Genomic DNA, 25,669 nt, shown 5'->3' on the forward strand with positions numbered 1-25,669 from the left:
ACGAGCGATACGTGTTGGTGCATTCCCAACAGAATGGTTCAGCCAGCAATCAGTAGGCCAGCGGGCAATCGGTTACTGATTCAGATCGCAGGTGGTGGAAATCTTGTCCGACATCTTTCGTTCGATTCGTGTTTGCGTTCGTGATGCGATCTCCACCTATTCGGACTCACCGCGAGTTCTCGCATGCACGAATCCGAACACACTGCCAGCACTCCACGCCGCCGGAATACACGCGTCCGGATGGCGGACGGCACCGGGGGAGACGTCTTCGTCGTCGAATCCGACCATGAGTTCGGGAAAACCGAGTCGTTCCGGGGAATCCGCCCGAACGACATTGTCGAGTGCCGACAGCCCTCTCGAAGCGAGCAGTTCCGCGGTGTCTCGATGACCGCGTTCCGCGAATCCCAACGCGGCGAGACTCGTATCGTGCGACCAGACACTGCCGCGATGATACGAGAGCGGGTCGTAAGCGTCGTGTGACGACGCGAAGGTTCGGAGCCCCGCCGAAGTCAACATATCGTCGTTGGTCAGTCGGTCTGCGACGCGAGCAACTCGTTCGTCGCTCCCCAAGCCGGCCCAGATAGCGTGTCCCTGATTCGAGGCGACACTTCGAATGACGTCGCGGTCGTCGAGTCCGAGTGCGTAACATCCTTGCTCGGGAAGCCAGAAGTCGTCCTCGAACGAGGCGGCGAGCGTTTCGGCGGCAAGTCGACAGTCATCAGCAAGTGCCTTGTCGCCGGCATCGGTTGCGAGTGGTTCGAATCGTCGGACCGCACGATAGACATAGCCCTGCACCTCGGCGAGCGCAATCGAACCCTGTGCCGGTGTCCCATCTGGGTGGGCGAGCGCTTCCGCACTATCCTTCCAACCGAGGTGTGCGAGGCCGAGCGGATGGTCGTGTGAATCATAGAAGAGGTAGCCATCGTCGTCCAGTTCATCGAGCGTCCACTCGATGGCCGCTTTTGCGTGTGGATAGAGCTCTCTCCGGAGCGTCTCGTTACCTGTCCGTTGTACAGTGTCGGCGAAAAGCGCGGCAAACAACGGCGTCGCATCGACCGTGCCATAGTAGGGTGACCGAACGCTCTTCCCGATGGCAGGAAGGTCGCCATGGCGCTTTTCATGCATGATTCGACCGGGGGCTTCGAGCGTCGAACTGTCGAACCGTTCTCCCTGCTCGGCCGCTAAAAAGCGCAGCGTTCGCTCCGCCACGGTCGAATCAAACGATAGGAGTTGATAGCTGACGATGAAAGAATCGCGGCCAAACGGTGCGAGAAATCGCGGCGCTCCTGCTGCGGGAACACCGCACGGGAGCATCAACGAGTCGAGGGTTCGTCGTGCCCGCTCGACAAGGGTCGCGTACTGTGGCTCCTCGATGTCGACATCGATGTTCGAAGTAGTTCGAGGGCCGGCAGGAAGTTCGATATCGACGGCGACGGCCTGAGTAGACGCGGGAGGTACGGTCACCTCGGTGGAGAGGGTGACGGTGTCCTCGGTGATGGTCGGTTCGAGGTCGGAATCCCCCGTAACCGTGACGCGACGTTCCGTCCCATCCGCGAGCGTGCCGACGAACGTGCAACCGGCTGATTGGGCCTCAACCCTCAGTGACCGGTCAAGACTGTCACGCGGCGAAAAGAACGCTCCGACCTCGAAGATGTGTTTAAAATCGGGTGACAGCGTAACCGAGACGGGAACTTTTCGCGTGGTCCGAGTGTTGTTCGTGAGTCGAGCGATTGCCCTAACACCAGTCTCCGTAATTGCCAGTCGTTTGATGAACGTCCATCGTCGTTGCTCGCCTCGTCCAGTGCCGAGAGACGGGCTTGCGAGTATCGTCGAGATGCCATTATCGCGGTGTTCGCGGCCGAGGACGACCCAGTCGTGACCGGCCGCAACGTCGAACGAGAGTTCGGAGAAATACCGATGGTCGGATTCGTCGATGCCGGTTTCGGGAACCGACCGTGAGACGTCGCCGTGCGAATCGACAATTATCTGGCGCCCAGCGTCGATAGCGAGTGCACACTCTTCGGGAAGCATTACTCCGCACCTCCGTCGTCCGGATAGCGAATCGACTCGATGATGATTCGGTCCGCTTCCAAATCTTCGAGGACAGCACCCCAGCCACCGATTCCGAACTCACCCTCGTCCGTCCGTAAGACGACGGTTGCTTGTCCTGCGAGTGAGGACAACGACGGTGTCTGGTTCCGTTCTGTATGGTCGCTGTTCGCGTAGAGGATGTCCATGATTTCGCCGGAGAGCGTCCGCGTCTGTTTTCGGCCGATTTCCCGACCCCGAGCGGTGGCGAGGATGGTTGCCCCGTCGGAAAGCAGTGGTGCGATGTCGCGGATGCACTGCCGAATGTTCACATACTCAGCCGGAAGCGAGTCGTCGTGACTCGTGAAGATGATGGGCCACGATTCCCACAATGCTGCCTGGAAATACCAGTGAAAGACGTATGCGAGCGTCTCGTCTTCGAACACCGCCCCGTACTGGACGGGCTGTCTGTGTGGGGCGAAACAGGCCATTTCACGGTCGGCGAGGATCAAAAAGGGTGCCGGTAGATAGCGATGCCGTGCTTCGGTGACGACGCCGCTCAGTTCCTCGTCCGTTGGGAGGTCGGTCGGGTGTTCGTGCGTCGTGTTGAACGAAACGGACACGAACACGTCGTTTTCGTAGGCTGCTTGGAGGGCTGGCGCGAGTTCGTAGTACTGCTCGGGGGTGACCGAGATGTGAACCTGATTCGTCGTGTCGCGTATCGCTTCCTTCGCGCGTTCGACGACGGTTTCGACTCGTTTGAGGACGCTGATACGATGGCTCCCGACGCCAGGTTGCTGCCATCGATTTCTGATTTCAGTTGCCGTGTCTGAGAGGGTCTCTGCACGCGATTGGAGTTCCTGAAACACTGCTGACGGTTCACTCGCCCGCACTCGAAGCGAGTCCTGTTTGTACGTCTCCACGTACCCTTCTTCTTCCAAATCGCGAAGCACGTCGTAAATCCGTGACCGGGGCACATCCGCCTGTTCGGCGAGGTTCGTCGCGGACGCGCTCCCGAGGTCCAGCAGCGCGACGTACGCGTCGATTTGATAGGATGACAGACCCGCCTCTCGAAGGCCGTTTCGGAGTTCGTCAGTGTCCATCTCTGTCTCTTGTTCCATCTTACCAACGTATCTCTATAACAGTGCTGTCCTGTCTACTCGCTGCATTTTCCACCTCGGAATTCATATTCACACCTGTATCAAATGACTGGGTAAGATTTATATATTGTTATTCTGCATGGTTTAGTAGGTCAGTTACCCAATGGCAGGCGATCACCTTCACGACGGCAAAACGCGGCGGACGATTCTGAAATCGCTGGGCGGTACGGCAGGCGCAGCGTCACTCGCTGGATGTCTCGGCGGCATCAGTGGTGGCGGCGGTGATGACGGCCCGACCGAACTCCGATTCTGGACGAGCAACGTCGAAAACGAGCGCAAAAAGGTCATCAAAGACCTCCTCACATCGTTCGAGTCCAATAGCGAGAGCAAAGTCACCATGAACGCGGTCAAGGAGGACGAACTCCCAACCCGAATCTCATCGGCACGCGCATCGGGAACGCTCCCGACCGTCGCCGAGTTCGGTCTCTCGCCGATGCAGAAACTCGGGAGCAACGACCTGCTCTCCACGAAGGCGGCCGATGAGGTCATCAACAGCATCGGCAAGGAGAACTTCTACAGCGGTGCGCTCAACTTGATGAAAGCACCCAACGGTGGCCACTACGCGGTCCCCATGTACGGATGGGTCGAAGGAATGTGGTACCGACAGAGCGTCTGGCAGGAAAACGGCCTGAAGAAGCCGACGACGTGGGATGCACTGTTGAACGCGGCGAAGACCCTCCACAAACCCGATAGCAACCAGTACGGTATCGTCATCGGCACGAAAAAGACGGCGTTCGCCCGCCAGTGTTTCACGCCGTTCGCTCGCTCGAACGGTGCGCGCGTCTTCGACAAGAACGGAAAGATCGTCTTCGACAGCAAGGCGATGGTCGAGGCGCTCGACTTCTACGGCAAACTCGCGCAGTACACGCCACCGGGCAAGGATACCTGGAAGACGGCGAACAACACGTATCTCAACGAACAGTCCCACCTCATCCAGTATTCGACGTTCATCATGGGTGACATCGTGGAGAAGAGCACCGACATGGTGAAAGACACCAACTTCGCTCCATACGTCGAAAACAAACGCAAGAGTTCGTTCGGACAGATCCTCGGCCTCAACCTCTTCCAGTCGGCGTCCGATGACGCACTGAAATCCGGCAAGAAACTCAGCGAGTACCTGCTGAAAGACGAGCAGTACGTCAAATGGCTCCACATGGCGCCGGGTGGGATGAATCCGGTTCTCAAGGACACGGCAAGCAGTGACAAGTACAAACAGAACGAGACGCTGAAAGCGTGGGATTCGACCGTCGAAGACGTTTCGGCTGCCTTCGAGAACATCGAACGGTTCGGCTACTTCGACGGCAAAGCGTTCCCGGAACTCGGCAACATCACGAACAAACTCCTCGTCGCGGAAGCGATTTCGCGCGTGACCGACGGCGAAGACGCGAAAACGGTTGCAACGGAACAAGCCGAGAAGATGCGGAAAGCCGTCGAGGAGTAACCGACTCGACACCATACTAACCGTGATACATACATCCTGTCTATGAGCTTGACAAATAAAGCGGGGCGGGCGCTGGACGGTGATTACACCATCGAGCAGAAGGAAGCCATCCTCGGCTACCTGCTCATCGCGCCAGCCCTCTTGCTGGTCGCGGGCGTTATCGTCTATCCCGTCCTGTACAACGTCTACCTGAGCTTCACCGAAGTGCCGTTGTCACCCACGGAATCACCTATCTGGGTCGGCCTGCAGCACTATGAGACGTTGCTGTCGAGCGGCGAATTCTGGGCGGCACTGAAGACGACCGTCATCTTCACGCTCTTCAGCGACCTGCTGGCGACGCTCGGTGGGCTGGGCGTCGCGATTCTGTTCAACCGGAAGTTCCGGGGTAGACGCCTCGTTCGCGGGCTCATGCTCCTGCCGTACGTCGCACCGCTCATCGCGGTCGCATACGTCTGGCAGTTGCTGCTCGACCCGCTGTACGGCGTGGTTCCATTCCTCCTGAGTGACGTTCTCGGTCTCTACAGCGGCAACCTCGACTTGCTCAACGATACGGGGAGTGCCTTGTGGGCGGTCATCGCGTTCGACGCGTGGCGGTACTTCCCCTTCGCGTTCCTCATGATCATCGCTCGACTGCAAGCGATTCCGAGCGATATGTACGAGGCCGCGAAAATCGACGGCGCGGGACGCATCGCGCAGTTCAAGGATATCACCTTGGCCGAGTTGAAGTACGTCCTCGCGACCGTCTTCTTGCTCAGGTGGATCTGGAACTTCAATAAGTTCGCGGACATCTGGCTCCTGACGCGGAAGGTGAACACGCTGTCGCTGTACGCGTACCAGACGGCGTTCGCCAACTACAAACAGGGGCAGGCAGCCGCCATTTCGATGGTGCTGTTCGTCGCGCTCATGGGATTCGTTCTCGTGTACGTGAGCTGGATTCTGGAGTGGTAACAATGGTACACACAATCCTCACCACGGTCACTGAAGGCTTCAAGAGTGCCTTCGGGCAGAGTCGTATCGAAACCAGCCTGTGGGAGCGCGTCGTGTTCTACGCGGCCGTCGGGCTCACGCTGGTCGTGTCGCTCGTCCCGTTCTACTGGATGGTCGTCACGAGTTTCATGCCGGAGAGCGCGATTTACTCGCTCCCGCCGTCGTTCATCCCGCAGGAACTGACGTTGAAACACTATCGGGCCGTCTTCAGCCCGGAGACGTTCCCGTTCGTCACGTACTTCAAAAACAGCTTCATTATCGCGACCGTCACCGGCGGGCTGTCCGTCATCGTCGCCACGTTCGGCGCGTACAGCTTCGCCCGACTGAAATATCCCGGCCGGGGGCTGTTCTCACGCGGGGTGTTGCTCGTGTACATGTTCTCGGGCATTCTGCTCGTGGTGCCGCTGTTCCAAATCGTCGTCTGGCTGGGATTGGTCGATAGCTTGGGCAGTCTCGTCATCACGTACCTCGTCCAGACGCTTCCGGTGTCGCTGTACATGCTCGGCAACTACTTCCGGAGCGTGCCGCCGGAAATCGAAGAGGCGGCGATGATGGACGGCTACTCGCGACTGGAAGTCATCTTCCGCATCACGTTGCCACTGTCCGCACCCGCCATCGTCGCGGTGTTCATCTACACGTTCATGATCGCGTGGAACGAGTACCTCTTCGCGAGCATCTTCCTGCAGAGTCAGGCGAACTTCACGCTCCCCATCGGTCTCGACGCGCTGTCGTCGGGCCTGCATCAGGTATGGGGCCAGATCATGGCCGCCTCCCTGCTGACGAGCATTCCCATCATCATCATGTTCGTCTATCTGGAGAAATACATGGTTGAAGGACTCACCTTCGGCTCGGTGGAGGGATAATCCGTGTCGTCAAACACACTCGATACGACGGATGACACGGCCATCGAGACCGAAAAGGCGGGTATCTCGCTGACCAACCTGCAAAAATCCTACGGCGACGTGCTGGCCGTGGACGGACTGTCGCTCGACATCGAACCGGGCGAGTTCCTCGTCCTGCTCGGGCCGTCCGGCTGTGGCAAATCCACGACGTTGCGGATGATTGCCGGATTGGAGACGCCGACGGGTGGCCGAATCGGTATCGGCGACGACGAGGTGACTCGGATGCTACCCCAGAAGCGCGGCCTCTCGATGGTGTTCCAGAGCTACGCGCTCTATCCACACAAGACGGTCGGCGAAAACCTCGAATTCCCGCTCAGGAAGATGGACCTCTCGGACGAGGAAGTCGAATCGAAAGTCGAGCGAACCGCACGACTGCTCGAAATTCAGGACTTGCTCGACAAGAAACCCGGCCAGCTGTCCGGCGGTCAGCGCCAACGCGTGGCTGTTGGTCGAACCATCATCCGCGAACCGCGGGCGTTCCTGATGGACGAACCACTTTCCAACCTCGACGCGCAGCTTCGCGTGAAGACGCGCTTCGAGATTCGCGAACTCCAGCAGGAACTCGGGACGACGACCGTCTACGTCACGCACGACCAGGAGGAGGCGATGAGCGTCGCCGACCGCATCGCCGTAATGAACGACGGCGAACTCCAGCAGGTCGGTACGCCCGAGGAGATTTACAAGGAGCCGACGAACGAGTTCGTCGCTGGTTTCATCGGCAACCCGCCGATGAACTTCTTCGACGCATCGACGGACGAACACGTTCAGCAACTGCTGGGTGGTGGCTCGTCGCCCGCCGATTCCCTGCTCCCATCCGAAACGGCGACACTCGGCGTTCGCCCCGAGGACGTTCACTTACACGAAACCACGACCGCGGACGTCGCGAACGTCTCGAGACCGAGCGACTCGGCATTGACCGACCCCATCACTTGCGACGTGACGGTCATCGAACCGCTCGGTAACGCATACGAACTGGAACTCACGCGCGACGGTGAGACGTTCATCGCCCGCGTTCGCGCGCTTCCTCAAACGGTCTCCGCTGGGGAGACGGTCGAAGTCGCGTTCGACGAAACGGAACTGCACGCCTTCGACGCCCGTGGGGAGGCGATTCGATGACACGCCGAGTCCACGACCCGTCGGCGTTCGCTCGAACGTCCGCGAACGGCGTTCTGAACGAAAAACACGCGTCTCTCGGTCGTCTGACCGACGACGCTGGAGGTGACTGACGTGGCGACACTCGAACTGAACGATCTTTCGAAAATCTACGACGACGCACAGGGCCGCGAAACCGCAGTCGATTCGCTCAACATCGACATTCGAGACGGCGAGTTCCTCGTCCTCGTCGGTCCCTCGGGCTGCGGCAAATCCACGACGTTACGGATGTTGGCCGGTCTCGAAACGGTGACCGACGGAACCATCACCATCGGCGACCGCGAGGTGCAATCGCTCGCACCGAGCGAGCGGTCGATCGCGATGGTGTTCCAGAGCTACGCGCTCTACACGCAGATGAACGCGCGCCAGAACATGGCCTACGGGCTGAAACACTCGACGGACTTGTCCAAGCAGGAGCGAGACGCGAAAGTGGACGACATTGCGGAACTGCTCGACATTACCGAATTGCTGGACGACAAGCCCGACGAGATGAGCGGTGGGCAGAAACAACGGGTCGCGCTCGGTCGAGCAATCGTTCGCGACCCCGACGTGTTCTTGCTGGACGAACCGCTCAGCAACCTCGACGCCAAACTCCGGGCGCGAATGCGGACCGAACTGCAGCAACTCCAGAAGGACCTCGGCGTGACGGCCGTGTACGTTACGCACGATCAAACCGAAGCGATGACCATGGCCGACCGAATCGCCGTGATGAACGACGGCGAACTCCAACAGGTCGCCCCGCCCGAAGTGGCGTACGACCACCCGGCAAACGAGTTCGTCGCGACCTTCCTCGGCAGTCCGTCGATGAACACGTTCGAGACGACGACGGACGTGACCGCCACCGAACTGCAGTTCCGGTACGATGGGACGGTACTGGCGTCCGTCCCGCGCGAAGCGGCCGAACTGATATCGGACGAACGGGTGACGCTCGGTCTTCGCCCGGAGGACGTTCGACTGTCCGACGACCCCGAAGACGGAACGTTCGCGGCGACGGTCACCGTCTCGGAGTACCAAGGCAACGATAACTTCGTCCACCTCTCGGTGGGGGACCGCGACCTCATGGCGCGCGTTCCGCCGGACACGTATCCGAACCCCGGTGAGACGGTCGGCGTGACCGTCTCACCACGGGACGTCTTCCTCTTCGATTCGGATACCGGAACGGCCCTGAAAACGCACGGAAGTCCCGACGACCCGACCGCACAGACACGACCACCAGTCTCAGAATGACCACTTTTTACTCATTATATGAGTTCAAACAACGTAGCTATGAACGACGATTCGACGATGACCGCCCTCGACGACCCGACGTTCCACCTCGACGTCCTCGACAGCCTCGTGTACCCCGCCGACTGTGACGGTGCGGTACCGCTCGCGAGCGACCCCGACGACCGCTATCCCTACGCCTATCCGCGTGACATCGCGTCGATTACGAAGGCGTGGCTCGGCGCGACCGAAGCGGACATTCGACCGAACGAGTGCCGACAGCACATCGTCGATTCCGCCCGATTCCTCCTCGCCGCACAGGACGAGGTCGGTCGATGGCGACAGCGATACGCGCTCGATGGGACCGACAGCGGCATCTATCGCCAAGAGGACAACGTCGGCCACGGGCTTCGCGTACTCGCCCACGCGGTGTTCGCACTCGACCAGACCGATTCGCTCGGCGACGCTGATGCCGAGTTCCGAGAAGATATCATCGACGCGACGGAGCGCGCCGTGACGCACGTCCGTGACGACCTCTTTGACCCCAACGCACACCTCGTGGAGAGTACGACGAGCATCCACGAGGGACGCATCGAGTCGGGCTACACGCTCTGGGTCAACTGCGTGTTCGTCGCCGCTCTCCGGCAGGTTGGACGGGCACTCTCGTTGCTCCCGGAGGGGACGGACGATATCGAAGCGTCCGTCGAATCGTTCCGGACACATCTCGAAGGTGGTGTCCGACGCGCGTTCACGAGTCCGGCGCAGGTTCCACGGCGATACTCGCCGACCGGCGACATAGATACGCGACCGGACGTGACGCTTTTCGCGCCGTACTACTTCGAGTTGGGCGACCTGTTCGGCGACCACCTTCACGAGGCTGCCGGACGGAGTGCGACCGCCCTCGAAGACCCGGAAATCGGCGGTGTCCAGCGATTTTTGGGATTCTACGGCGATTTCGAGGTTCACCAGCACGGCGGAAACGGACCGTGGATGCAGTACACGGCGTGGCACGCGCAATATCGGTTCGCAAACGGCGAATACGACCACGGAAACGAGATTCTGGCGACGATTGCTCAGTACGCAAACGAACGGGGCCACATTCCCGAACATCTGACGACCAAACGACGGTTCGAGGCGTTCATGGAGGAGGAGTGGAACACCGGCGTCGATTTCGAGAAGGAGTTCGACGAGGAGGTGTTGCGGGACGTCTCGTTCGACTTCGTCGCCGAGGAACTCGGCCACATGAAGGCGGCGTACCGCGATTTGGAAGCACAGACGAAAGACCGCGATGTCGTTCGGTTCGCGATGCCGCTGGCATGGTGTCACGCGGAGTATCTGACCGCGCTGCTCGTTCGTGATTCGGCGGGCGCGTAACCGGGAGGACACCGAATGACCACTCACGAGGACTGCGTATCGTTTGACCGACTACCAGCACAAAACAGACCACGATGACGACACCGAACTATCGCGACCCATGGGTTCTCCGACAGCAGATGCATCGCGTGTTGAATTTCTACTATCCCGACTGTATCGACATCCGATACGGCGGTTACATCGCCCAACTCGATGAGCGAGACGGGTTCGTGTACGACGGGCAGTCGAAACACCTCGTCGCGACTGCGAGAGCGGTTCACAACTTCAGTGTCGGCACTCTCATCGACGGGCCAGTGTGGTGTCGAACGGCGGCGGAACACGGGCTTTCGTTCCTCTCGAATCACCACTGGGACGATGAAAACGAGGGATACGATTGGCTACTCGAAGGTCGGGACACCGCGGACGCGACTCGGTTCTGCTACGGGCATGCGTTCGTCATTCTCGCCAGTGCGCGGGCACTCGAAGCGGGAATTCCGGGGGCGAGCGACGAACTTGAACGCGCGGCTGACGTTATCGACCAGCGATTCTGGGAACCGGAGCACGGACTGTGCGCCGACCGTGCGGATGGCCGATGGGACACTGTCACCCCGTATCGCGGCCAGAACGCGAACATGCACACCTGTGAGGCGTTCCTTGCGGCCTACGAAGCCACCGACGAGGAGCGATATTTGGATCGTGCGTACTCGATCGCCGAGGGACTCGCCAAGACGCTCGCAGCCGAGACCGGGGGGAAAATATGGGAACATTACGACGCGAACTGGAACCACGACATGGGGTACAACGAGGACGACCCGCGACACCAGTTCCGTCCGTGGGGGTATCAGCCGGGGCACCACCTGGAATGGGCGAAACTCCTCTCGATTCTGGCGAGATACCGTTCCGAACCGTGGCTGCTATCGACCGCACGAGACCTCTTCGACGTCGCCATCGAAGACGGGTGGGACGACGACCACGGCGGCTTTTACTACACCGTTGACGAAGATGGACGCCCGGTTGTCGCGGACAAGTACAGTTGGGCAGTCGCGGAGGCAATCGGGGCCGCGGCCCTACTCGGGCAAACGGACGAGCAGTATCTCGACTGGTACGACCGACTCTGGGAGTATGCGGCGCGGCACTTCATCAACCCGAACGACGGGAACTGGTACGAACGACTAACTCGCACACACGACCGCGATGGGCCGAATCGAGGCGTCGAAGTGGAACCCGGCTACCACCCGCTCACGAACGCGTACGTCGCATTGAGCGTCGTTCGGTAGCGCTGGCACGGCCTCCGTCCCGTTCATCGAGCGTGAAACGCGAACCTTGTTTCATCGTTTCTATAACTGACAAGTACCGGGAATGCAAGAAAGAAGCTATTTTTACAGTCGACTGAGACGTGACATGTGTGTCACGGTTCGCACCGCCCGCCGTTGGTCTCCTCGCCATCCTCCTCGTCGCGACGATACTGCCCGCACAGGTCGTGGCGCTGTCGTCTGCTGACGAACAGCCGAGTCTCTCATCCAGAACGCACGACGTGCAAACGACACCGTTTGCACGAAACAACTCCACGATACACCACGAGAATCCGGACAGCGTCGAGTCAGAGGGCGATCTCTCCGGACTCGAACGATGGTTGGCTGGGCGACTCTCGTCACGACTCGGTGGCAGTATGGTGCAACTCGAACAGGGCGAGTATCAAAAAGCGCGCTCGATGTTGGGGGACGACTACAACGACCTGCTGAGCAAATACGTCGAAGTCTCGGGGGAGACCGCGGGAACCCAAGACGACCGCACGGCGAAAACGCTCCAGAATGCACAGCGAAATCAGGAGACGTTCGTCTCGCGCGTCCAGCGATACCGTGACCTCCACGACCGCTACCAGCGAGCGAAACGGAACGGTAACGACAAGAAAGCGCGACGACTCGCACGACGACTCGAACGACTCGAAAACGAGATCAATCGGACGAGCGGGAACCTCACGTCGAACTACGAACAGCTTTCAGAGAACACCAACGTCAGCACGGACAACGAAATCGAGACGGTTCGAAACGTCACACGGAACGTCTCGGAACAGCAGGCGACGATACGGGACGCGGAGTTCGTTGCGACGAACCTAACGGCGACGATACAAAGCACGAACGTGTCGTTTCGCGACCCCGTCCGCGTCACCGGTCGGTTGACGGTCGAAAACGGCACCGGCGTCGCGAATCGGAGCGTCCACCTCGTCTTGGGTGGAAATCGCTCGAAACGGGTGCGGACGAGCGAGAACGGCACGTTCTCGCTCGTTGGCCGACCTGCCGTGGCCGCGCTCGGCAATCAGTCGTTCCGGGTCGAGTACCGATCGGTGAACGAATCGGTATTTCTCGGTTCGAACACGACCGTCTATGCGAACGTGAGTCAGGTCTCATCCGCTGTTACGATTTCGAATCACTCCGGCAATACCCGATATAACGACACGGTCTCTGTTTCGGGAGCGGTTCGTGCTGGGAACGTCACGGCGGCCGACGTACCGGTCGCCATCTTCGTCGGACAGACACGTGTCGGAACGACACGAACGGCAACCAACGGAACGTTCTCGTTCAATACGTCGCTCCCCGCGGGCGTCCCTGCCGGTGGCCGCGTCGTTCGTGTCGCGTTTCCGTTCGAAAATCGGGCACTCACCGCGGTGAACGCGAGCGCACCCATCACCGTCTCGTCGTCCGCGACGACGCTCACGCTTTCGGGGTCGTCCGATGGCCCTCGGAGCGTTGATCTCTCTGGGCAGTTGCGCACCGTGGACGGAACGCCGATTCCGAACCAGCGCGTGGTGATTCGGGCTAACGGGTCGCAGATTGCATCCACGACGACGGACGCGAACGGAACGTATCGCGTCTCGCTCGTCCTTCCGGCGACGCTCAGCGACAACGGAAACACGACGTTCGTGGCGGCGTTCGATGGGACGGGAAAGAACGTCGACTCGGCACGCGATTCGACAGCGCTCGCACTGTCGGTCGGCGACGACGGCCCGCTCGACAAAACCACGCTGGGATGGCTTGCGAGTTTCGGTCTGGCCGGTCTCATTACGCTCGGTGGATTCTTCCTCTGGCGGTCGGGATTCCTCGCGAACCTCCGTGTCGGCGACGATGGCGTGACGGAGACGAACGACGCAGTAACGGAGACAACCCGGTCGGAACCCGTTTCTTCGTCGTCAGCGACCCGGACGCTCCTCGAAACGTCCCGGTCGGCGCTCGAAGCTGGTGAGTTCGAAACCGCGGTCGAGATGGCGTACGCGGCGACTCGCGACCGCTTCGATGCGAACATAGCGACACCGACGGCCACCCACTGGGAGTTCTATAACGCGTGCCGGGACGCGAACCTTTCGGACGATGCACTCGCCGCGATTCGAAACGTGACCGAGCGATACGAAGAGACCGCCTTCGCCGCGAACCGGGCGACCCGCGAGACCGCGACGACGGTTATCGAGGCGGTCTCATCGCTGGTCGGTGACGAACAGGCGACGGAGTAGGTCGAACTGGGGTATCCGCCCCATTCAAAAGTGTCGCGTGAAATCTGTACCATGGGTGTGCCACTCGCCGCAATCGAATTTCTCGTACCCTCGGAGTATCGCGTCTACGCGCTCGATGCGTTTGGCCGAGCGACCATCGTGTGACCGAGTCGCGGTTCGTTCCATAGGCAACGGGACTGCGTTTCCGACAACTGCTATCACGACGCAGGCCGATGGCGTAGCTATGGGGGACGAACGAATTCCGATTACGGTGGTAACGGGCTGTCTCGGAGCCGGGAAAACGACGCTGATAAATCGCGTTCTCGACGACCCCGGAGACCGACGTGTCGCGGTCGTCGTCAACGACGTGGGCGATGTGAACGTCGATACCGAATTGATACGCGGTGCGGACGACGACATCGTCGACCTTTCGAACGGCTGTCTCTGCTGTCAGCTTCAGGACGACCTCCGTTCGACGCTCGTTCAATTGAACGACAGTCGTTCGTTCGACTGTCTTCTGATCGAAGCGTCGGGGGTGAGCGAACCGATTCCACTCGCTCGAACCCTCCTGGGGATGGACGACGAGCGTCCCGACCCGAGCGACGACTATCGATTGGACACGATGGTTTCGGTCGTCGATAGCGTCGGCTTTGCAAACGCGTTCGATACGGAAACCGGCCAGTTACGCGACGGACGACCCGCCGAACAGCGCCCGTTGACCGACGTGCTGGTCGAAACCGTCGAGTTTTGTGACCTTCTCTTGCTGAACAAGTGTGACGCCATCCCCGACGAATCGCTCGACGAGGTCGCAGCCCTCGTCAGGGAACTCCAGCCGACTGCCGAACTGATTCGGACGACGTATGCTGACGTTCCGGCGGACACGATCCTCGAAACCGGACGCTTCGATTTCGACGACGCACGGCGTTCTTCGGGATGGAAGCGTGCGTTGGCTGGCGGTGGTGGTGCTGAAGATAAACACGACAAGCACGACGATCACGGCCACGGTGAACACGCACACAATTCGACGGAATCGGTCGCCGACCGCATCGAAACCATGGTCTACGAGCGAGAACGCCCGTTCCATCCGAACCGGTTGAACGCGTGGCTGGACGAGTGGGACGGAACTATCGTCCGGACGAAAGGCGTCTGTTGGATCGCTGGCTGGGACGACCACGCGATGGGACTGAATCAGGCCGGACCGTCGGTTCGTTGCGGGTCGCTCGGCGAATGGAACCCGGACGAGCGGCGGACGCGACTCGTTCTCATCGGCACCGATATCGACGAATCTCGTGTCTCGGCCACACTCGACCGCTGTCTCGTCCAACCGGACGAGGAGGAAACGTCGTGGAACCCGGAGCATGGCCCGTTTCCACGACGGTAATTAGGCGAGTTGGTCGCGGAGGTCGTCCCAGGATTCGTGGAACCCGTACTCGTCGTCGCCGCGGGAACCGACCGCACGTTGGTACACGTCGTCGTACACGAGGAGTTGCGTCCAGCCCTCCTCACGAGCGGTACAATACTGACACATGGTTCACAGAAATGCGGTGAACGGCAATAATCCTTTGTGAGCTTGTTACAGCTCTGTGCCGCAGAAACTCCGAACGTCACTTCGGTTCCGGTCGAAGTGGTCACGGGAAACGAGTACGACTAGCCGGACGCCGAACCGGTCATCGTTGGCGTAACGAGCGTTAGAAGGCGTCCTGCCGTCAATCCCTGCGTGAGACTGCAAATGCCGGTCTCCACCAACACTATGGATTTTTATCTAACGCAACTATACTTGTTCTTCATGGTGTGGTTCCGATGAGTTTCTGGCTGGTGAATCGGACGAGGGCTATTTGACCACGCCCGCCGAGACTGTGGCAGACTCCATCGAATCACGCAATCACTGACCATGCACGAAACAGATGACGTTCCGACCGACCCGGACCAGGTTCGCAAACACACTCCCGGCGGCGGCGTGAAGCCGGGTGCTCATCCAATTGAGCCGAACGCCCCCGAGGAGTTCGGGCTTGTTCAGGTGTGGTGGGGCAACGGCAAGGGAAAAACGACGGCAGCTATGGGTATGGGTTTCCGTGCGGCCGGTCACGGCTATCGGGTGCATATGCTCCAGTTCATGAAGGGCGGCGCTGACAGCGTCGAGGCGGTTCGCGGTGAGTACAACGCCATCGAGGCGATGCCCGGGTTTTCCTACGAAAATCTCGGCCACTACGGCTGGCATGGGATGCGGGACGGCTCCGCGGAAGACTCACACCGAACCGAGGCTCGGGCCGGATACGACCGAGCCGAAGAACTCATCGAGGCTGCCGCAGATGCCGACCTGACCGAGGCGCTCTCGTTGGATGGCCCCCCGGAGGACGGCATGCATCTCCTCATCTTGGACGAAATTCTCTACGCGGTCGATCACGAACTGATCGACCCCGAGGAGGTCGTAGCCCTGGTCGAGGAGAAACCCGATCACCTCGAACTTGTCATGACCGGAAGCCACAGTAGACCGGAGTACCTCCTCGACCATGCCGACCTCGTTACTAATGTTAGAAAGGAGAAACATCCGATCGACGCAGGACAACGCGGTCGAAAAGGAACCGAGTTCTAATGGCCCGAACGCTGCTCGTCGCGGGGACAGCGAGTCACGTCGGGAAGAGCACTATCGTCTCCGGATTCTGTCGCGCACTTGCGGATCGAGGCGTCGATGTCGCACCGTTCAAGGCACAGAACATGTCCAACAACGCTCAGGTCGCGGTACGCCCTGACGGTGAGTGGGGTGAGATCGGCGTCTCGCAATACATCCAGGCACGAGCAGCTCGACTCCCGCCGACGACGGCGATGAACCCCGTTTTACTCAAACCCCGGGGGGATGGCGAGTCCCAGCTGATCATCGACGGCAAGGCGGTCGGTCACTTCAGTGCGGGCGATTACTACGACGAGCACTGGGCACGTGCCCGGAAGGCGGCCGCGAGGGCGTACGAGCGTCTCGCCAGCGAACACGACGTCATCATCGCGGAAGGGGCAGGCTCCATCGCGGAGATAAACCTCCACGACCGTGACCTCGCCAACCTCGAAACCATCCGGTTCGCTGACGCGGACGTGCTCGTCCTCGCCGATATCGAGCGCGGTGGCGCGTTTGCCGCCCTCTATGGCACCCTCGAACTGCTCCCCGACGATATCCGGGAGCGAGTGATCGGAAGCGCTCTGACGAAGTTCCGCGGCGACGCTTCGATACTCGAGGCAGGCATCGACGAAATCGAGACCCGGACGGGTGTTCCCGTCGTTGGGGTTCTTCCTCACGCCGACCCGGGACTGCCAGCCGAGGACAGCGTTTCGCTGCCGGCCGTGGGCGACCGTGCCGTCATCGGCAGTAACGATGGTGTGTCCGAGGACGAGTCGGTAACGGTCGCCGTCCCCCGACTTCCACGAATCTCGAACGCGACGGATCTCGAATCCTTGGCCCGTGAACCCAGCATCCGGGTCGTGTATGTTCCGCTCGATACGGATCTTCAACAAGCCGACGCGGTCGTGCTCCCGGGGACGAAAAATACCGTCGATGATCTCCTCGAACTCCGGGCGGCAGGGTTCGATTCAGCGCTCGATTCGTTCACCGGCCCCGTGATTGGTCTCTGTGGAGGATTCCAGATGCTCGGCGAGCGAATCGAGAACGCCGGAATCGAGAGTACTCACGCTGTCGATGTCGTCGATGGCTTTGGCCTTCTCCCGGTGACGACGGCGTTTTCACCCGAAAAACGGGTCGAACGAACCGTCCGCAACCTCGACGGTGTCGGCCCGCTCGCTGGGGCGACTGGAACCGTAACGGGCTACGAAATTCACATGGGTTCGACGCAACCCACAGAACCGGTCGAGAAACCGCTCGGTAAGGGAAGCGTTGCCACCGACCGAGTGCTCGGAACCTATCTTCACGGACTGTTCGAAAACGAAATCGCGAGGCAGGCCTTTCGTCGCACCATCTTTTCACATGCGGGGAAACAACCGCCAGCGGCAACGACGGATTCGCCCTCACCATACGAGAAAGCGAAGAGGCTCGTAGACGAGTATCTCAGCCATTCATCACTCGACGAATATTACGAACTGAGTGACTAGGGAACTCGCCGTACATCGAAGTCATCTTATAATAATTTACTTATATGTTGTCGTATCTCTGGCGTAACTGTAGACGAACGTGTTACTGTATCTGCGGCCGAGCGAGTTCTTCGGCGTATTGTACGTCCTCGGGTTTCTCGACCTGCGCGTAGAGCGGTTGTCGAACTGCGGGGTCGAAAATTCCGTTTTTGTCGAACAGTTCGCGCGCCTGCTCCGTGATGTAGTAGAATTTGTAAGGCCCTTCGTCGGGTCGCTGGCCTTCCGGAAACGCTACACTGCCGACGACGTTAGCGTCCTCTAGCGTTCGGAGATGCCCGAGAATCGTCGTGCGGTCGATATCCGGGCTCATGTACTGGAGTTCCTTCATGCTCGGCATTCCCTTTGGGTGCCCGACGATATCCGTGATGAGGTCTTTGCGCGTCTGTTGCGTGATAACGTCGAACACCTCGAACACGTCGAAATGATTCGAGTTGTCGTTCGGTTGGACGCCAGCACCGTGTGACATGATTCATGTGCTAGTACGGTGGCTCTCGTAATAACGATGTTGGTCACCACCAACATCATCGATTTGATGAGTGAGAGACGAACAATGCACACTTCCGAGGATACAATTAGGCGACCATCGTAGTGGATACAATGCCCGATATGTGGCCTGAACTGGGAAGCATCGTCGACGAGACGAAACGCTACTCGGCAAAAGATACGCTCTCTCGCGACCAGTACCGACGGATCACTCGCGCACTCGATAACGACCTCGAACGATTCCTCCTGAGTAATCGAACCTTTTTCGTCCTCGGCAGCTACGGGAATCGCGAACGGGAGCGACTGACTGCCGTGAAAAATCGGCTCAACCGGGACGGCTACGCGTTCCTCATGGACGATATGCCCGAAGCCTGGGAGTTCTGGACGACGAAATTCAAAGTGCTGGCCAATCGGGCGGACTACATCGTCGGCGTCTACGAACACGCGGACGGCGGCCACGAATGGGAGGCGGGCTATCTCGACCACGAGGAATACCGCGAAAAAATGCACGTACTCAAGCGCGAGTACGTCGATTTGGATGACCCGACCGAAGAACCGTTCGATGGCATGTTCGCGCATTTCGTTCAGCTGCTCAATCGACTCGGTCGTGTCGGTTTTTGGGACGGGAGGACAGACGCGGACGACGCCGAACTTACTGCCAATTTACTCGACGCGACCGACGCGCTCTGCGAGGAACTCAGCGAGCAGTGAGAGCGGAGCGCACTATGTACGGCTGATGTATCAAAACGGATATGAAGGCGTCGCCTCCACGTCCACTCACCCTCCATGCACAAAACGGAGTTCTTTCGCGCGATGACGCTGTGATTCGTTGCGATGATCTTCCTGCAAACGAGCACAGGCACCGGCGAGCCGATGCTTCTCGTTCCTAGCTTCATCGCCGCCGGTCTCACGTATCTCGTCCCCATCTATCTCGTCGTCGGCATCGTCAGGGAACTGCGTGGTGAATAAGTCGGTGCGCTGTTGGATGTACACTCTCATCAGCATTAAACCAGTTTCTTCCTCCTAAATTATAAGCGGAAGTGACTCTACCCCGGGATCCCCGAATCAATCTATGCGCAATTCGTGACTGAACGATAGAAGCTCTCTATTTAACTTGAAGCCGATCTACGCCGAAGCAGTCGATCTATGTTGGAAAGTAGTGGAGTATCCGCCGCCAATTTTCTCTTTTCTTACTCTCATCATTGCGTTTGCTCTGTACTTACGTCATCAACTCGGAGCGTGAATCCCCACGTGAACGTCTCATCATACCCGTTTTCGTCGCTGATGTTGTACGGGGTCTCAAATCTGTACTCCCCGGTCGGAATACACCCGCGAACGGTGGGATCATCAACAACAATCAGTTCCTCGTTAGATGATTCGCCCAGTTCGAGAGTTTCTGTCCCGGGGTATTCCTGTGACCATAGTAGCCGTCCCTTTGATTTGCCGTCTGACCCGATGCAGTCAGGCGCGTAATCGGCTGGCGGACTATCTGGGGCACGCAGAGAATACAGGAGGATGCCCGAATCACCTGCTCGTGAGCTTGCACCTTTGTAGTAGGCTGGCTCGAACTCCCTCGTCGCTTCACCTGTGTTTTTCGCTGTCGCTTTCAGATGAGCAGTTTGTGTTTTGGTGAGTTCCGCCTGAACGACGTCGATAGTTAACTCAACCGGATACCGTTCTGGAACCGAATCGGTCTGTTGTACGGAAACTCGTTTTGGGAATGGTGAGTTACCTGATGATGCGTTTCCAAGACAGCCAGCAGAGACTGAGAAGAGAGAGAAGAGGCCGAGTAGTGTGGTTCGGCGTTTCATGTGAGGAAATACATCTATTAGACAATAAGCTTCGTGTACAGTGAAATATCTCTTTTACACTTCTACACAACCTCATAGGCGGAAGTGGGGTGATGCGGGTCGCTGCCTTCCAAGAAAATAAAATCTAGTTCAACGGTGACAGTCGCTCGCTTCCAAACGTCTCTCACATTGCCTTTGGGAAACGCTCAAGAATAATGTGTTTAAGACGGTTGAGAGGACAAAAATTGGACTCCACTAGTTGACGGATCACCTACGTCAACGGAACCAGTGACGAGAGTATGAGCACCGTTGCCAGGCCCGTAATGGAGATGATCGTCGTCAGCATCGTCCACGTCTTCAACGTCTCCGCTTGCGTGAGCCCCCCGATCTCTTTGACGAGCCAGAAACCGGAGTCATTGTACCACGAACAGATGTTTCCGCCCGCTCCGATTGCCATCACCATGTATACCGGGCTGACCGATAACTGTCCGGTCAGCGGTGCCATGATCCCCGCAGCGGTAAGCATCGCAGCCGTCGCCGAACCCTGTGCGACGCGAACGATAGCGGCGATGAGCCACGCAGTCACGAGCAGGCCGATACCGATTCCCTGGAGATGATCCGCGATGTACGATCCGATTCCGGACGCGGCCAGGAGTGCCCCGAACGCGCCACCCATCGCGGTGATGGCGGCGATGTTTCCACCACTCTTCAGTGCCTCGGTGAGTTCCTCTTCCCAGAGCGACCGCGAGAGGTCGGACCAGCGGAGGTACGTGTACGCCGCCGCGATGGCGGCGATTGTCAGCGCGACGTTTTTGTCCCCGATGAAAGCGACCACCGGTTGCAAATCCGCGAGGATCGGATACGGATCCTTGAACGTATCGACTATCGTGTACGAAGCGACCAGCCCGATAGCGAGGAAAATCGGCATGGAAGATTCGAGAACGCCGGGAAGGTTCTTGTTATCCCGGTTTGCACGTTCTTCGAGTTCTTCCGTCGTCGTTCCCATCGCGTCCCGAAGTGGAATGGTGATTCGCTTGTTTATCCAGCGACCGTACACGAGCCCACCCATAATTGCCGAGGGGATGGCGACGACGATACCGATGAGAATGGTCAGACCGAGGTTGGCGATTCCGAGTTGATCGGAGACCGCCAACGGGCCCGGTGTCGGTGGGATGAACACGTGGGCTACCGATGCACCTGCACCGACGGCGATGAGGTATAGCGCGTAGTTCTTGCCCACGCGAGCACGCATCGAACGTGCAAGCGGTGCCAGGAGATAAAACACGCTGTCGAAGAACACCGGTATCGCGAGGATGGTACTGCTTCCCCACAGAGCGATGTCGGAGTTCCCTTTTCCGACGACCGATTGAAACGCCCGGACGATACGCTGTGCGGAGCCGCTTTCGAGCATCGACTTCCCGATAACCGATGCCATCAGAATCGGGATACCGATACCCGTCATCCCGTCCCCGAACGCCGCTGCCGTTTTCGTCGCCGCATCGCCGAACGTGAAGTCAGCGACAAACATCGCGTTGAGCAGTCCGACACCGAACGCGGAGATAGCTAGCCCGACGAACGCTGGGAGATCCCAGACGACTAACAGGAGGACGACCAAGATGAGCCCGATTACGAAAGTCAACAACGGACTCTGTGCGAATTCAATTGCCATGGCTTGCGGCTCCATGTCATTGACACCTATTGAAAACATTTTCCATTACATTGCGAAATTTAATAATGAACATTCACAAATGAATCCCATATATGGAAAACATTGTATTATCTTCTTGCTTCGAAAAACGAACGCTGGTTTTATTATTTTACGTTTTCCCACATTACACATGGAACGTGCACTCGCCGTCGTCGAGCCGACCGAAACGGCAAAGGAACTGTTATACGAAGCGGGTATCATCGCCGACGGGTTGGACGCTGACCTGGTATTGACTCACATCACCACCGAACAGGAGTACGGTGCTCGCCGGGACGCGATGGAATCGCTCATGAGTAGTTCGGCGAACTACACGGCAGGCGAGGCGGAGGAGGGTGCGACCCAGTTCGCCCGCGACATCGGTGACGAGGTGCTCTCGGAACTTGACGTCGCGTACCAAGTGACTGGATACCTCGGCAACAAGGCGGAGAAAATCCTCGATGCCGCTGAAGAGTACGACTGTGACCACGTCTTCATCACCGGACGCCAGCGATCGCCAACCGGAAAAGCCCTCTTCGGCGATGCCACGCAGAAAGTCATCCTCGACTTCGATCACCCCGTCACCGTCCTTACCGAATGACGCCCTATATTTCCTGATTATTACAACATTCTCGCATATTTTTCCTATATTGTTGTAGAAATAGCAACTAAAACCGGAAAAATAAAACCATCTCGCGGTAGCCACTAACCGTGACCAGTACATTGCACGACCAGACCGCCGTAGTAACGGGTTCGAGTAGCGGTATCGGTTTCGCAATCGCACGGGAGTTCGCATCACGCGGCGCGAACGTCGTCATCAACTCACGCTCAGAGGATCGAGCGGCGACGGCCGCGAACGAAATCACGGACGAAACCGGGAACGAATCCGTCATCCCCATCGAAGCCGACGTTACGGATCCTGACTCGCTCGGCGAGCTTGTCGACCAAACCGTCGAACGGTACGGTTCCCTCGACGTATGGGTGAACAACGCGGGTATCAACATCCGTGGCCCGGCGGAGGACATGTCGCTTTCCGACTGGCAACAAGTCATAGACGTCAACCTTACGGGCGCGTTCAGCGGCGCACAATTAGCCGGGCAGCGGATGATCGAACAGGGCACCGGCGGGAGCATCATCAATGTCTCCAGTATGATGGGCGAACAGGGCCAGACCGGACGAACTCCCTATAACACGTCGAAGGGTGGGGTCAACAACCTCACCCGCTGTTTGGCCGTCGAATGGGCCGAACACGACATCCAGGTCAACGCCATCTCACCAGGCTACATTCGGACTGACATGGTCGACGATGCACAGGATCAGATCGGCTTTGACGAACAGGATGTCATTGACCGAACCCCGCTCGGCCGGTTCGGAACCCCTGAGGAAGTCGCGAACTGCGCGGCGTTCCTCGCGGAGAGGGAGCATTTCATGACCGGCGAAATCCTCCATCCGGACGGGGGTTGGCTCTCGTTCGGTTGGGGTAGCAAATCCTAATCGCACCCGATTCCCGATTTAGAATATTCGCCAAGTCGGAGTAGAACGGGCGACGGCAGCGAAGTCAGCTTCTCGAATTCGCTTGGTCAAGCTGATTTACTTCCTGTGGGCAGTACATGGAGCAGTAAGACAGCTGGATTCTAGCCAATTCACTCTTCATAGGTAAGTAGGTCAGATTTACTGTTGTCTAAACTTATAGGTGGAATTGAACCGTCTCCGGTGCCTTTTCTCGATCTGTCACTCTTTTTGGTGAGTATCTCATACGCCAATTATACCATTGAACGGTACAACAGGGCAACTACGAATCATCGATTCGGACGGATGTTCGGCCGAAATCGACACAAACTGTTTGTGAGTGACATCTTCCCCGTCGTAAACGACGGGGCTTCCCACGCCCGATTACGCTGGTTTGGGAACTTACGTTTACAACCCGACGTGTTGAAGGGAGTGCCACGCCCCCGGTACTCCTATCCCGCAAAGGACTTGGAGTTACTTGGCTATTTTCTGTCGGTTTGGTATCCGTGGGCTTACTTTTTGATGCGGCAAACACCCAGTCAACTGCCAGTTGTCGGACTGTCAAACCCGATAGGGTACTATCGAATCGACAATCACAGAAACACAGTGTGGGCACTCAAACCTTCCGATTTCAGTGTTTGAAACCAAAAGACGGTGCTGTATCCCCGCCCGAAAGGGCGAGGTTTTAGCGCCTGCAATCTTCATAACTCCCGTACGAGTTGTCAATGGTCGATGCACGCGAATATCACGAGCGGACGAACCACTCCCCGGAGCGCATCCGCAGCGATTCCTTTTCGCTGAACCAAGCGAACAAGCCCCGCCCGTACAAGGTCTACGAGAACCTTCCGCGGCGTTCGCTACCGGAGGCGACACGCTCGCCCGACGAACCAGCGTTGGCGGCGATCGCTACTTCGAACGCCGCCCCGCGTGCTGGAAATGACCCATCCTCGCTCGATGCTCAGGCCATTCATACCCTGTGTCACTACGCGACGGGAATCACGAAGGAACTGGAGATTCAGGGCCGACGGATGCGGTTTCGCGCGGCCTCATGCACGGGTAAACTCTACCACATCGACCTCTACGCCGTCACGGGTGACATCGACGGACTCGACCCCGGCGTCTTTCACTTCGACCCCGATACTGGGTCGTTCGACGTACTCCGAGACGGCGATTATCGTGGTGTGCTCGCCCGCGCGACGGGCAACCAACAGGCGGTGTCGGATGCCCCGGTGACGTTCGTCGCCACTTCCGAGTGGTGGCGCAACGCGTGGAAATACCGTGAGCGAACCTACCGGCACGCGTTCTGGGACTCAGGCACCGTTCTCGCCAACCTGTTGGCAGTCGCCCACGGGAACGACCACCAGGCGATGGTTGTCACCGGATTCGCGGACGACCCTGTCGCTCGACTGCTCGGCATCGACCCCGCAGAGGAAGCCCCGCTCGAACTCGTTCCTGTCGGAAGCGGTGACCCGACTCCAGACCCCCTCCCCGTCGAGACTATCGACCCTGAGGAGGCACCGCTGTCACAGAATCCCGTCGAGTACTCGCTGGTGCCCGACGCGTGGCGACAGAGTAGGCTGGCGGACGGCGAGGAAGCGAAGGCGTGGCGCGAGCGGTTTCATGTCTCGTCCGAACGTGCCTTCGGTCGCCACGATTCGAGTGACGCTGAGATGGTCTCGCTCGATCCGGTCGATCGAGAGACGGCGTCGGGTCGCCCCGTGTGGTCTACTATCGAACGTCGCGGGTCGCTCCGAGAGTACAGCCACGATTCGATTAGTTCGCAGCAGTTCGCGACGATTCTCGACCGGGCGCTTCGTGGAATGCCCACTGACTGTTTCGCTGCCGAGACTATCGATGGACTGGTCGATTGTTACTGTCTCGTCCACGCTGTTGACGGCATTCCGAGTGGGGCCTATCAGTACCATCCGAACGCGAACGTTCTCGAACGGCTGGGTGAGACCGACCGTCGAACCGCGGGTCACCTCGCGCTCGACCAACCGGTGGTTGGCGACGCCGCAGCGAACGTGTATCTGATGGCGGATATCGATGCCATCGTCGAGGCGGTCGGAAATCGTGGGTATCGGGTGGCTCAACTGGAGGGTGGAATCGGATTGGGGCGGCTGTATCTTGCGACCTACGCACACCGTGCGCTCGGTGGTCGCGGGTTTACTTTCTACGATGACCTCGTGACCGAGTACTTCTCGCCGCGAGCGGCGAATCAAACGCCGATGACGCTGTTCGCGCTCGGCAAATCGGCTCGGTAGTGCGGCTGTCTATAGTGACATCCTCCCCGCGGTAAACGGCGGGGCTTCCTCGCTACCGAAGAGATGAAAAAAGACGGTCGAAACGATAGAAATCGGTC

22 protein-coding genes are annotated in these 25,669 nt (G+C 58.8%); 16 read left to right on the forward strand and 6 right to left on the reverse strand.

Annotated elements, in window-relative coordinates:
- Positions 1–156: 156 nt before the first annotated feature.
- Both ACN2TU_RS15650 and ACN2TU_RS15655 read right to left on the reverse strand, forming a co-directional pair.
- Positions 157–2,031: an MGH1-like glycoside hydrolase domain-containing protein gene (locus ACN2TU_RS15650; protein WP_435156636.1), complete on the reverse strand. Its 1,875-nt coding sequence runs from the start codon at positions 2,029–2,031 to the stop codon at positions 157–159.
- Positions 2,031–3,131, reverse strand: coding sequence for a TrmB family transcriptional regulator (locus tag ACN2TU_RS15655; RefSeq protein ID WP_435157050.1), 1,101 nt, complete (start codon positions 3,129–3,131; stop codon positions 2,031–2,033). Before ACN2TU_RS15655 ends, ACN2TU_RS15650 begins: the two co-directional genes overlap by 1 nt.
- Positions 3,132–3,291: 160 nt before the next feature.
- Between ACN2TU_RS15655 and ACN2TU_RS15660 the strand changes: the two genes are divergently transcribed.
- The 9 genes from ACN2TU_RS15660 (at position 3,292) to ACN2TU_RS15700 (ending at position 15,091) form a co-directional block, all read left to right on the forward strand.
- Positions 3,292–4,629 (forward strand): ABC transporter substrate-binding protein, encoded by a 1,338-nt coding sequence (locus ACN2TU_RS15660; RefSeq protein WP_435156637.1) that lies wholly within the window; start codon positions 3,292–3,294, stop codon positions 4,627–4,629.
- Positions 4,630–4,671: 42 nt separating this feature from the next.
- Positions 4,672–5,577, forward strand: coding sequence for a carbohydrate ABC transporter permease (locus ACN2TU_RS15665; protein WP_435156638.1), 906 nt, complete (start codon positions 4,672–4,674; stop codon positions 5,575–5,577).
- Between the two features lie 2 nt (positions 5,578–5,579).
- Positions 5,580–6,479 carry a carbohydrate ABC transporter permease gene (locus tag ACN2TU_RS15670; protein WP_435156639.1) on the forward strand — a complete coding sequence of 300 codons (900 nt, stop codon included), beginning with the start codon at positions 5,580–5,582 and terminating at the stop codon, positions 6,477–6,479.
- A gap of 3 nt (positions 6,480–6,482) precedes the next feature.
- Positions 6,483–7,634 (forward strand): ABC transporter ATP-binding protein, encoded by a 1,152-nt coding sequence (locus tag ACN2TU_RS15675; RefSeq protein WP_435156640.1) that lies wholly within the window; start codon positions 6,483–6,485, stop codon positions 7,632–7,634.
- 111 nt (positions 7,635–7,745) lie between these two features.
- Positions 7,746–8,897, forward strand: a complete 1,152-nt coding sequence (locus ACN2TU_RS15680) for an ABC transporter ATP-binding protein (protein WP_435156641.1) — start codon at positions 7,746–7,748, stop codon at positions 8,895–8,897.
- Between the two features lie 39 nt (positions 8,898–8,936).
- Positions 8,937–10,247: a glucoamylase gene (locus ACN2TU_RS15685; RefSeq protein WP_435156642.1), complete on the forward strand. Its 1,311-nt coding sequence runs from the start codon at positions 8,937–8,939 to the stop codon at positions 10,245–10,247.
- A gap of 74 nt (positions 10,248–10,321) precedes the next feature.
- Complete coding sequence (locus tag ACN2TU_RS15690; RefSeq protein ID WP_435156643.1) at positions 10,322–11,503, forward strand: AGE family epimerase/isomerase; 1,182 nt, start codon at positions 10,322–10,324, stop codon at positions 11,501–11,503.
- 128 nt (positions 11,504–11,631) lie between these two features.
- Complete coding sequence (locus ACN2TU_RS15695) at positions 11,632–13,731, forward strand: collagen binding domain-containing protein (RefSeq protein WP_435156645.1); 2,100 nt, start codon at positions 11,632–11,634, stop codon at positions 13,729–13,731.
- Positions 13,732–13,954: 223 nt separating this feature from the next.
- Positions 13,955–15,091 (forward strand): CobW family GTP-binding protein, encoded by a 1,137-nt coding sequence (locus ACN2TU_RS15700; protein WP_435156646.1) that lies wholly within the window; start codon positions 13,955–13,957, stop codon positions 15,089–15,091.
- On the opposite strand, the gene ACN2TU_RS15705 is transcribed toward ACN2TU_RS15700, so the two are convergent.
- Positions 15,092–15,238 carry a hypothetical protein gene (locus tag ACN2TU_RS15705; RefSeq protein WP_435156647.1) on the reverse strand — a complete coding sequence of 49 codons (147 nt, stop codon included), beginning with the start codon at positions 15,236–15,238 and terminating at the stop codon, positions 15,092–15,094.
- A gap of 363 nt (positions 15,239–15,601) precedes the next feature.
- Here ACN2TU_RS15705 and ACN2TU_RS15710 point away from each other — a divergent pair, with 363 nt between their 5' ends.
- Together ACN2TU_RS15710 and ACN2TU_RS15715 are read left to right on the forward strand one after the other, a co-directional pair.
- Positions 15,602–16,303, forward strand: coding sequence for a cob(I)yrinic acid a,c-diamide adenosyltransferase (locus tag ACN2TU_RS15710; RefSeq protein ID WP_435156648.1), 702 nt, complete (start codon positions 15,602–15,604; stop codon positions 16,301–16,303).
- Positions 16,303–17,802 (forward strand): cobyric acid synthase, encoded by a 1,500-nt coding sequence (locus ACN2TU_RS15715; RefSeq protein WP_435156650.1) that lies wholly within the window; start codon positions 16,303–16,305, stop codon positions 17,800–17,802. The genes ACN2TU_RS15710 and ACN2TU_RS15715 overlap by 1 nt, the downstream gene beginning before the upstream one ends.
- A gap of 82 nt (positions 17,803–17,884) precedes the next feature.
- Here ACN2TU_RS15715 and ACN2TU_RS15720 read toward each other — a convergent pair whose 3' ends face one another.
- Positions 17,885–18,307, reverse strand: coding sequence for an ArsR family transcriptional regulator (locus tag ACN2TU_RS15720; protein WP_435156652.1), 423 nt, complete (start codon positions 18,305–18,307; stop codon positions 17,885–17,887).
- 140 nt (positions 18,308–18,447) lie between these two features.
- On the opposite strand from ACN2TU_RS15720, the gene ACN2TU_RS15725 reads away from it, so the two are divergent.
- Positions 18,448–19,035 carry a DUF8170 family protein gene (locus tag ACN2TU_RS15725; protein ID WP_435156654.1) on the forward strand — a complete coding sequence of 196 codons (588 nt, stop codon included), beginning with the start codon at positions 18,448–18,450 and terminating at the stop codon, positions 19,033–19,035.
- 123 nt (positions 19,036–19,158) lie between these two features.
- A complete protein-coding gene (locus tag ACN2TU_RS15730) occupies positions 19,159–19,293 on the forward strand; it encodes a hypothetical protein (RefSeq protein WP_435156656.1) in 135 nt (44 codons plus the stop codon).
- A 230-nt stretch (positions 19,294–19,523) separates the two neighbouring features.
- Here the strand turns inward: ACN2TU_RS15730 and ACN2TU_RS15735 are convergent, their stop codons facing one another.
- Together ACN2TU_RS15735 and ACN2TU_RS15740 are read right to left on the reverse strand one after the other, a co-directional pair.
- On the reverse strand, positions 19,524–20,135 hold the full coding sequence (locus ACN2TU_RS15735) for a hypothetical protein (protein ID WP_435156658.1): 612 nt from the start codon (positions 20,133–20,135) through the stop codon (positions 19,524–19,526).
- A gap of 250 nt (positions 20,136–20,385) precedes the next feature.
- Positions 20,386–21,783 (reverse strand): GntP family permease, encoded by a 1,398-nt coding sequence (locus ACN2TU_RS15740; RefSeq protein ID WP_435156660.1) that lies wholly within the window; start codon positions 21,781–21,783, stop codon positions 20,386–20,388.
- 169 nt (positions 21,784–21,952) lie between these two features.
- Between ACN2TU_RS15740 and ACN2TU_RS15745 the strand changes: the two genes are divergently transcribed.
- From ACN2TU_RS15745 to ACN2TU_RS15755, 3 genes are all read left to right on the forward strand, one after another.
- Positions 21,953–22,399, forward strand: a complete 447-nt coding sequence (locus tag ACN2TU_RS15745; protein ID WP_435156661.1) for a universal stress protein — start codon at positions 21,953–21,955, stop codon at positions 22,397–22,399.
- Positions 22,400–22,521: 122 nt separating this feature from the next.
- Positions 22,522–23,292: an SDR family NAD(P)-dependent oxidoreductase gene (locus ACN2TU_RS15750; protein ID WP_435157051.1), complete on the forward strand. Its 771-nt coding sequence runs from the start codon at positions 22,522–22,524 to the stop codon at positions 23,290–23,292.
- 740 nt (positions 23,293–24,032) lie between these two features.
- The gene (locus tag ACN2TU_RS15755) at positions 24,033–25,571 is read left to right on the forward strand and encodes a SagB family peptide dehydrogenase (protein ID WP_435156663.1); all 1,539 of its coding nucleotides are present in this window, start codon (positions 24,033–24,035) and stop codon (positions 25,569–25,571) included.
- Positions 25,572–25,669 lie beyond the last annotated feature (98 nt).

The organism is Haladaptatus marinus (genome assembly GCF_051194195.1).

Coding starts and splice junctions, on each gene's coding strand:
- ACN2TU_RS15715 (WP_435156650.1), top strand. CDS start 16,303: ATGGCCCGAACGCTGCTCGTCGCGGGGACAGCGAGTCACGTCGGGAAG.
- ACN2TU_RS15730 (WP_435156656.1), top strand. CDS start 19,159: ATGATCTTCCTGCAAACGAGCACAGGCACCGGCGAGCCGATGCTTCTC.
- ACN2TU_RS15670 (WP_435156639.1), top strand. CDS start 5,580: ATGGTACACACAATCCTCACCACGGTCACTGAAGGCTTCAAGAGTGCC.
- ACN2TU_RS15720 (WP_435156652.1), bottom strand. CDS start 18,307: ATGTCACACGGTGCTGGCGTCCAACCGAACGACAACTCGAATCATTTC.
- ACN2TU_RS15655 (WP_435157050.1), bottom strand. CDS start 3,131: ATGGACACTGACGAACTCCGAAACGGCCTTCGAGAGGCGGGTCTGTCA.
- ACN2TU_RS15735 (WP_435156658.1), bottom strand. CDS start 20,135: ATGAAACGCCGAACCACACTACTCGGCCTCTTCTCTCTCTTCTCAGTC.
- ACN2TU_RS15755 (WP_435156663.1), top strand. CDS start 24,033: ATGGTCGATGCACGCGAATATCACGAGCGGACGAACCACTCCCCGGAG.
- ACN2TU_RS15725 (WP_435156654.1), top strand. CDS start 18,448: ATGTGGCCTGAACTGGGAAGCATCGTCGACGAGACGAAACGCTACTCG.
- ACN2TU_RS15685 (WP_435156642.1), top strand. CDS start 8,937: ATGAACGACGATTCGACGATGACCGCCCTCGACGACCCGACGTTCCAC.
- ACN2TU_RS15690 (WP_435156643.1), top strand. CDS start 10,322: ATGACGACACCGAACTATCGCGACCCATGGGTTCTCCGACAGCAGATG.
- ACN2TU_RS15660 (WP_435156637.1), top strand. CDS start 3,292: ATGGCAGGCGATCACCTTCACGACGGCAAAACGCGGCGGACGATTCTG.
- ACN2TU_RS15745 (WP_435156661.1), top strand. CDS start 21,953: ATGGAACGTGCACTCGCCGTCGTCGAGCCGACCGAAACGGCAAAGGAA.
- ACN2TU_RS15650 (WP_435156636.1), bottom strand. CDS start 2,031: ATGCTTCCCGAAGAGTGTGCACTCGCTATCGACGCTGGGCGCCAGATA.
- ACN2TU_RS15705 (WP_435156647.1), bottom strand. CDS start 15,238: ATGTGTCAGTATTGTACCGCTCGTGAGGAGGGCTGGACGCAACTCCTC.
- ACN2TU_RS15665 (WP_435156638.1), top strand. CDS start 4,672: ATGAGCTTGACAAATAAAGCGGGGCGGGCGCTGGACGGTGATTACACC.
- ACN2TU_RS15740 (WP_435156660.1), bottom strand. CDS start 21,783: ATGGCAATTGAATTCGCACAGAGTCCGTTGTTGACTTTCGTAATCGGG.
- ACN2TU_RS15700 (WP_435156646.1), top strand. CDS start 13,955: ATGGGGGACGAACGAATTCCGATTACGGTGGTAACGGGCTGTCTCGGA.
- ACN2TU_RS15710 (WP_435156648.1), top strand. CDS start 15,602: ATGCACGAAACAGATGACGTTCCGACCGACCCGGACCAGGTTCGCAAA.